General features: G+C 68.6%; 4 protein-coding genes. 2 read left to right on the top strand and 2 right to left on the bottom strand.

Translation table 11 applies throughout. The annotated features are described in order from the left end of the window. Window positions 1-85: 85 nt before the first annotated feature. On the bottom strand, window positions 86-469 hold the full coding sequence (locus GSI01S_RS16100) for a TIGR03618 family F420-dependent PPOX class oxidoreductase (RefSeq protein WP_006897673.1): 384 nt from the start codon (window positions 467-469) through the stop codon (window positions 86-88). 199 nt (window positions 470-668) lie between these two features. On the opposite strand from GSI01S_RS16100, the gene GSI01S_RS16095 reads away from it, so the two are divergent. Next, a complete protein-coding gene (locus tag GSI01S_RS16095; protein WP_006897672.1) occupies window positions 669-1,649 on the top strand; it encodes an NYN domain-containing protein in 981 nt (326 codons plus the stop codon). 16 nt (window positions 1,650-1,665) lie between these two features. On the opposite strand, the gene GSI01S_RS16090 is transcribed toward GSI01S_RS16095, so the two are convergent. Beyond that, window positions 1,666-3,273, bottom strand: coding sequence for a class I adenylate-forming enzyme family protein (locus GSI01S_RS16090; RefSeq protein WP_006897671.1), 1,608 nt, complete (start codon window positions 3,271-3,273; stop codon window positions 1,666-1,668). 159 nt (window positions 3,274-3,432) lie between these two features. Between GSI01S_RS16090 and GSI01S_RS16085 the strand changes: the two genes are divergently transcribed. Continuing rightward, a complete protein-coding gene (locus tag GSI01S_RS16085) occupies window positions 3,433-6,804 on the top strand; it encodes a DEAD/DEAH box helicase (RefSeq protein WP_006897670.1) in 3,372 nt (1,123 codons plus the stop codon). The last annotated feature ends 47 nt before the right edge of the window (window positions 6,805-6,851 follow it).

Below are 6,851 nucleotides of genomic sequence, written 5' to 3'. Positions count from 1 at the left end.
CGGCCTTGGGGGTGACGTCGGCCTGCTCGGCGGGCCTAGAGGTGGCGTGGACCTACTCGACGAACGTGAGCTGTGACGACAACGCTCAACCCATTCCGACCTTCTGCACCGTCGGTTCGATCACCGCGACCACCCTCGGGTCCTCGCGCGGGTAGGGTACCGGGATGTACTTGGCCGCGACGCGGTCGACGATCTCCCAGCCGGCGTCGCCGTCGATCCAGTCCACCACTCGACCGCGGACCGTCACCGGCGTGAACGGATCGTCGGCGGTGGCGATTGAGAGCGCGACGCGCGGATCGCGCCGCAGGTTGCGCGCCTTCACCGAGCCAGGGCCGGTGAAGACGACGATGCGATCGCCGTCGGTCCCGACGAAGACCGGGACGACGTGCGGTGAGCCGTCGGGAGAGACGGTGGCGACGTGGGCGATCGGGGCGCCGTCGAGGACGCGCCGGAGGTCCGAGGTGAGCATGGCTGGTCCTTTCACTCTGCCCTGGACGCTAGTCGCCGCGGAGCCCTGCTGAAATCAGTTCGCACAACCAATGCCGAGGGAGAATTCACCCCGCGCGGCACTGTGCGGACTGATTTCAGCAGGGCCCCGTGATTACTCCGAGGTAACAAGGGCGGCGTTTCGGCCGGTGGACCGTCTCCGGCCCTGCGATAGTCGAACCATGCGCCCGACATGCAGCTTGTACATAGACACCGGATACCTCCTCGCGTCGGCCGCCACCCGCGTCGCCGGAACATCGTTGCGCGGCAGCATCAACGTCGAGTACTCGCGTCTGATCGACACACTGGTCGACACCGCCGAACACCTCTCCGGCCTCCCGACGCTGCGGGTGCACTGGTACGACTCCGCCGACAACGGCGTTCCCAATGCCACACAGCAACGCATCGGCGAACTGGCCAAGGTGAAGCTCCGACTCGGCCGCTTCGGCGTCAACGGCGAGCAGAAGGGCGTCGACCTCCGCATCGGCCTCGATCTCGTCGCGCACGCCCGCAACAGCACCTCCGACGTCTTCTTCCTCGTGTCCGGCGACGACGACCTCACCGAGGCCGTCGAAGAAGCACAGGTACACGGCGTGCAGGTGATCCTGCTGGCGGTGCCGAACGCCGACGGCAAGTCGCACGGCGTCAGCAGGCACCTGATCCGCGCCGCGGACGACCTGCACCGGATCGACGGACCCGCGATCGACCGTTCCGTTCTCAGCGTGGATCGCCAGCCCGCCCCGAAGCCGTCGGCGCCGGTCACCGCCAAACCCGGGCCGGTCGCACCCAAACCCGCCGCGCGCACACCGCTCGACGCCGCCGCCGCGTCGGTGGCCGCACGCGCCACTCCCCCGCCCGCACCGACCGGCGTGCTGGCCTACAGTTCCACCACCGGATCGGTGGCACACGTGATGCCGGAGTTCGACGACGCCGAGCAGGAGCAGATCATCGGCGACGTCGTCGGCCGCGTGCTGGCGGCCTTCCGCAAGAGCGCCACCCCGCAGGAGACCGCGGAGCTCGAGCGCGCACGACCCTCCATCCCGCGCGACATCGATCGCGCCCTCCTGCTCGACGCCTCCGAGGCGATGGAGCGCTACACCGTCGACGAGCCCGTCCGCTTTCGCCTCCGTCAGCGATTCTGGGACGAGTACGACGCCGGCTGACCCACCCTCCGACAGCTCACCGTGAGCGCATGAGGTGCTTCTGGATCTTGCCGGTCGCCGTCTTGGGGAGAGCGTCCACCACGACCACGCTCTTGGGCGCCTTGAATCCGGCGAGGCGCTCGCGCGCCCACGACTGAATCTCCTCCGACCGCGCCTCACCGGAGTCGGCCGGCTCACCGAGCACGACGAACGCGGTCACCGCCTCACCCCAGTGTTCGTCGGGCACGCCGACCACCGCGACTTCGGCGACCGACTCGTGTCCGAGCAGCACCCGTTCCACTTCCACCGACGAGACGTTCTCGCCGCCGGATTTGATGATGTCCTTGGCGCGGTCGGTGAACCACACGACGGCCTCGTCGTCAAGATAGCCGATGTCGCCGCCGTGGAACCAGCCATGCGCGAAGGCTTCAGTGTTCGCGTCGCGGTTGTTCCAGTAACCCTCCATGAGTTGCGGTGCGCGATAGACGATCTCGCCCTCCCGACCGGTCGGCAGGAGGGTGCCGTCGCCGCCCATGATGGCGATGTCGGTGCTGACCGTCGGCGGCCCCCACGAGGCGTCCTTGACACCCTGGTGGCCCGACCACTGCAGCTCCGAGGCCGGCGTGGTCTCGGTCTGCCCCGAGCCGAGGATGATCGCGGCGTTGGGGAACCTCGACCGCAGCGCCGCGAGCAGTTCGGCGGGCATCGGCGCCATCGCGTACAGCCCGGTGACGAGGCTGTCGGTGTCCCCCTCCGCCAGCGCGGGCTGCTGCAGGAGAGCGGCCCACATCATCGGGAGCATCGTCAGGTGCGTCACCGCACGCCGGGTGAACACCTCGGCGAGCGCGGCGGGGTCGAAGCCGCGCAGCAGCACCACCGTCGCGCCGACGGTCAACGACGGCAGCAGCAGCGCATCCAGGGCCGTGACGTGGAACAGCGGCAGCACGATGGGCTGCACCGCGGGGCGGGTGTCCGGCCGCAGACCGAGGCCAAGTGCCGAACTCAGCACCGAGATCTGCACGGCCACATGCGAAGTCACCACGCCCTTGGGCCGCGACGTGGTTCCGGAGGTGTAGAGGCAGTGCAGGATGTCGCGGTCGTCGACGATCGTCTCGACGACGGACCGGTCGGCGGCGAAGATCTCGTCGAAGGCCACCGACCGCAACCCGGCCACCGTGTCGGGTGCCGTGCCGGCCACGATCACCTCACCGAGGCGATCCGATGAGGCCTCCGCGACCGCCGGCTCGAGCACTCCGAGGAACACATCCTCGGTGACGATGGCGCGGACGCCGCTGTCGGCGAGTTGGTAGGCGATGTCGGACGGCGAGAGCAGCAGATTGAGCGGCATCGCCACCACGCCGATCTTGGCGAGTGCGAAGAACGACGTGACGAACTGCCAGCTGTTCTGCAACTGCAGCGCGATGGCGTCACCCCGCTCGTAACCGCGTTCGAGCAGCCCCCGCGCCAGCGCGTTGGCACGTGCCTCGAGTTCGGCGTACGAGAGTTCGAGGTCGCCGTCCACCAGGGCTGTGCGCGTGCCGTAGTGGGCGGCGCTGCGAGTCAACAGGTCGCCGACGCAGACGCGATGCGTCAGGTTGACGGTCAGCGGGTCGACACCGGACAGGTCGGGGCGCATTCCGGACATCAAGAACTCCTTGCAGTGGATCGCGGGGACACGCGGTCGGCGTGAGGCGACCGTAGCGCAAAAACAATCGTTCGTGACTGTTTTCCGCGGATGTGCTGGTCACACACGTCGAAGCACCGTCGCCGCGGCACGCCGCCGATCCCGACTACGCTGGATCCGATGACCTCCCCCGACTGGACCGACGAGCAGGTCGACGCCGTCCTCGGCGCCTTCGACACTCGGACGCTGCAGCGTGCGCGGTCGTACGCCACCAACGGCATGATCACCGGTATCGACTGGTCCGACGGCGTCCTCACCGGCGTCTCACTCGGCTCCGGTGAGCAGCGCTACCGGTGCAAGGTCACCGCCGTCTGGGAGGGCCCGAAGCCGCGGGTGTCCGCGAGCTGCACCTGCCCGGTCGCGATCCGCTGCAAGCATTGCGCGGCGCTGGTCATGGCCGCGACCGCCGAAGGCACGGCCGTCGCCCGGCGATCGTCGTCGGCGCAGTCGGCCCTCCCGCTCTCACGATGGCGCACTCTGATCGACGAGATCTCGAAGTCGTCGCAGTCCGTCGAGCACACCCCGGACGGTCCGGAACTGCCACTGGCACTTCAGTTCTCCGTACACCGCAGCTATCGCGACGCCGACTCCGTCCGTCTCCGGCCGCTCACCATGAGCGAGCAGGGGCGGTGGGTCAAGACGCGCGTCACCTGGAAGACGATCCTGTCCGGAAAGACCGCCGACCGCCATCCGGAGAAGGCCCTCGACGTCCTGACCCGATTGGCCTCGGCGCTGGCGATCAGCGGACAGAGCGCCTCCATCGGTGACGAGATGTCGCTGCTGATGGCTCCGCCGAGCATCTGGGTCCTGCTCGACGAGGCCCGCGACGCGGGCGTGGAGTTCGTCAACGCGCGGTCGTCGAAGAGCACGACCGTCGAGTACGGCGATCACCTCAGCACCCGACTGCACGTCACCGCTCAGCGTGCCGGCGTCCATGTGGCGCTCGAGGTGCTGGTGGACGGTCGGCCCGTTCCGCCGGACGCCTTCCAGTTCCCGATCGGCAGGCCCCGCGCGCACGGCATCGCGCAGGAGGTGGGCGACGTCCTGTACATCGGCCCGCTGCGCAGGCTGACCACCACCGAATCGATGCTGCTGGTTAGCCGGGTCCCACTGGAAGTGAGCGACGACGAACTCGGCGACTTCCGCGAGGCGCTGCCGACCCTGCAGGCCGACCGCGCCGTGGTGGTGGAACCCGGAGCGTTCCCGGCCGCCGACCTCGCCGGTCCGTTCCCGGTACTGCGCATCGAGACCGGTGAGCACCCGTGCGCCACCTGGTCGACGGCGTACGAGACCGACGGCGAGGTCCACGAGTTCCCGGCGCAGGGCACCGAGACCGGCCGGTTCCGCAACGCGGCGGCCGAGCGCGCGATGTGGGACGAGGTGCGTCCCGAGCTGGAGATGGTCGCCCGCAGCAGCGCCCACTGGGTGGCAGCCGCCGCCGATCTCCTCGAACGTCGGCTGCCGAAGTACCGCTCCGACTACCGTCGCTTCAATCGGGTGTACGCCGTCCTGCGTCAGCTCCGCGGCGGCTGCACGGTCGCGGCGGCGTTCGATTCTCTTCCCGACTTCCGCACCGTTCCGGTGCCGCTGTCACAGCTCGAAGTGGCGATCCTGTGCGCGGAGACGGTCCCGAAGATCACCGAGCTCGGCCGGGTGCGCGTCGACGTGGTCGGCACGCCGCCCGACTACCGTCCTGCCGAGGCGCCGCCGGTCCTGAGCTTCTCCGGCGACGGCGACGCGCGCAGCGACTGGTTCGACCTCCGCGTGGCACTCGACGTGGACGGCCACAAGATTCCGATCACCACGATCATCTCCGCCCTCGCGTCCGGCGAGACGCACATGGTGCTCGACGACGGTACGTACTTCGCCCTCGACATCCCCGCGCTGCAGACCCTGCGCGACCGGCTCGACGAGGCCCGGGAGATGGGCGAGCTCGACGACGACCGCGTCAGCACGCACACCCTCAACGCATCACTGTGGGACGAACTGCTCGAACTCGGCGTGGTCGACGAGCAGCTCCGCCGATGGCGTGAACGCATCACCCGTCTGGCCGCGGCCAGGCCGCCGCACTCGGTACCGCCGCCCGCGGGTCTCGACGCCCGGCTGCGGCCGTACCAGCAGGAGGGCCTGGATTGGCTCACGTTCCTCTGGGACAACGAGCTCGGCGGCGTGCTCGCCGACGACATGGGGCTCGGCAAGACGGTGCAGACTCTCGCGCTGATCCAGCGCGTAGTGGACGAGCGACCCGACGCCCGGTTCCTGGTGGTCGCGCCCACCAGCGTGATCGCCAACTGGGCCGCCGAGATCCACCGGTTCGTACCCGGCCTCGAGATGCTGACCGTTCCCGCCACCGAGAAGCGGGTCGGGACGCCGCTGGCCGATCGGATCGCCGACGCCCGGATCGTCGTCACCTCCTACGCGTTGCTGCGGATCGACTACGACGCCTTCGCCCGGGTGCCGTGGACGGGTGCGATCTTCGATGAGGCGCAGTTCCTCAAGAACCACAACTCCAAGACCTACCAGGCCGCACGGCGGCTGCAGGCCCCGTTCAAGCTCGCGATCACCGGAACCCCGATGGAGAACCGCGTGATGGAACTGTGGTCGCTGGTGTCGGTGGTGGCGCCGGGACTCTACAGTTCACCGAAACTGTTCAAGGAGCACTTCGCCGACGCCATCGAAAGCGGGCAGGCTCCCGAGCGGCTGGCGATTCTCCGACGCCGGCTGCGGCCGATCATGTTGCGCCGCACCAAGGATCAAGTGCTCGTCGACCTGCCCGAGAAGCAGGAACAGTTGCTGCCGATCGAGCTCGAGCCCAAGCATCGAAAGGTGTACGACACCTATCTGGCCCGCGACCGCCAGCAACTCCTCGGGCTCCTGGAGGACTTCGACGGCAACCGCATCCAGGTGCTGCGTGCGCTCACGCGGCTACGGCAGTTGAGTCTGCATCCGGCGCTGGTGGACGACGAGCACGCCGCGGTGAACTCGGCGAAGATCGAGTACCTGTCCGAGCAGCTCCCGATCCTCATCGACGAGGGCCACAGTGCGTTGGTCTTCAGCAGCTTCACCGGCTTCCTGAAACTGATCGCCGCCCGGCTCGACGCGGCCGGGATCGCCTACAGCTATCTGGACGGCTCCACCGCGATCACCCGGCGCGGCGAGCAGATCGAGCAGTTCACCCACGGCCGCACCCGGGTGTTCCTCATCAGCTTGAAGGCCGGCGGCTTCGGATTGAACCTCACCGCCGCCGACTACTGCTTCATGACCGATCCCTGGTGGAATCCCGCCGCCGAGAATCAGGCCGTCGACCGCGCGCACCGCATCGGCCAGCACCGCGCGGTGACCGTCTATCGAATGGTGTCCACCGGCACTATCGAGGAGAAGGTGATCGACCTGCAGAACCGCAAACGCGAACTGTTCGACGCGCTGCTCGACGACGGCGCCGCGTTCTCCGGCGCAATCACCGCCGAGGACGTCCGCGGTCTGCTCGGATAGGCACGATGCCACACTGGTGAGCGACCGCTCACCGACCACGAGGAACC

The organism is Gordonia sihwensis NBRC 108236 (assembly GCF_000333035.1).
Lineage (GTDB): Bacteria > Actinomycetota > Actinomycetes > Mycobacteriales > Mycobacteriaceae > Gordonia > Gordonia sihwensis.
Note: the sequence above shows the minus strand (reverse complement) of the source record. Positions and strands in the feature narration are given on the sequence as shown.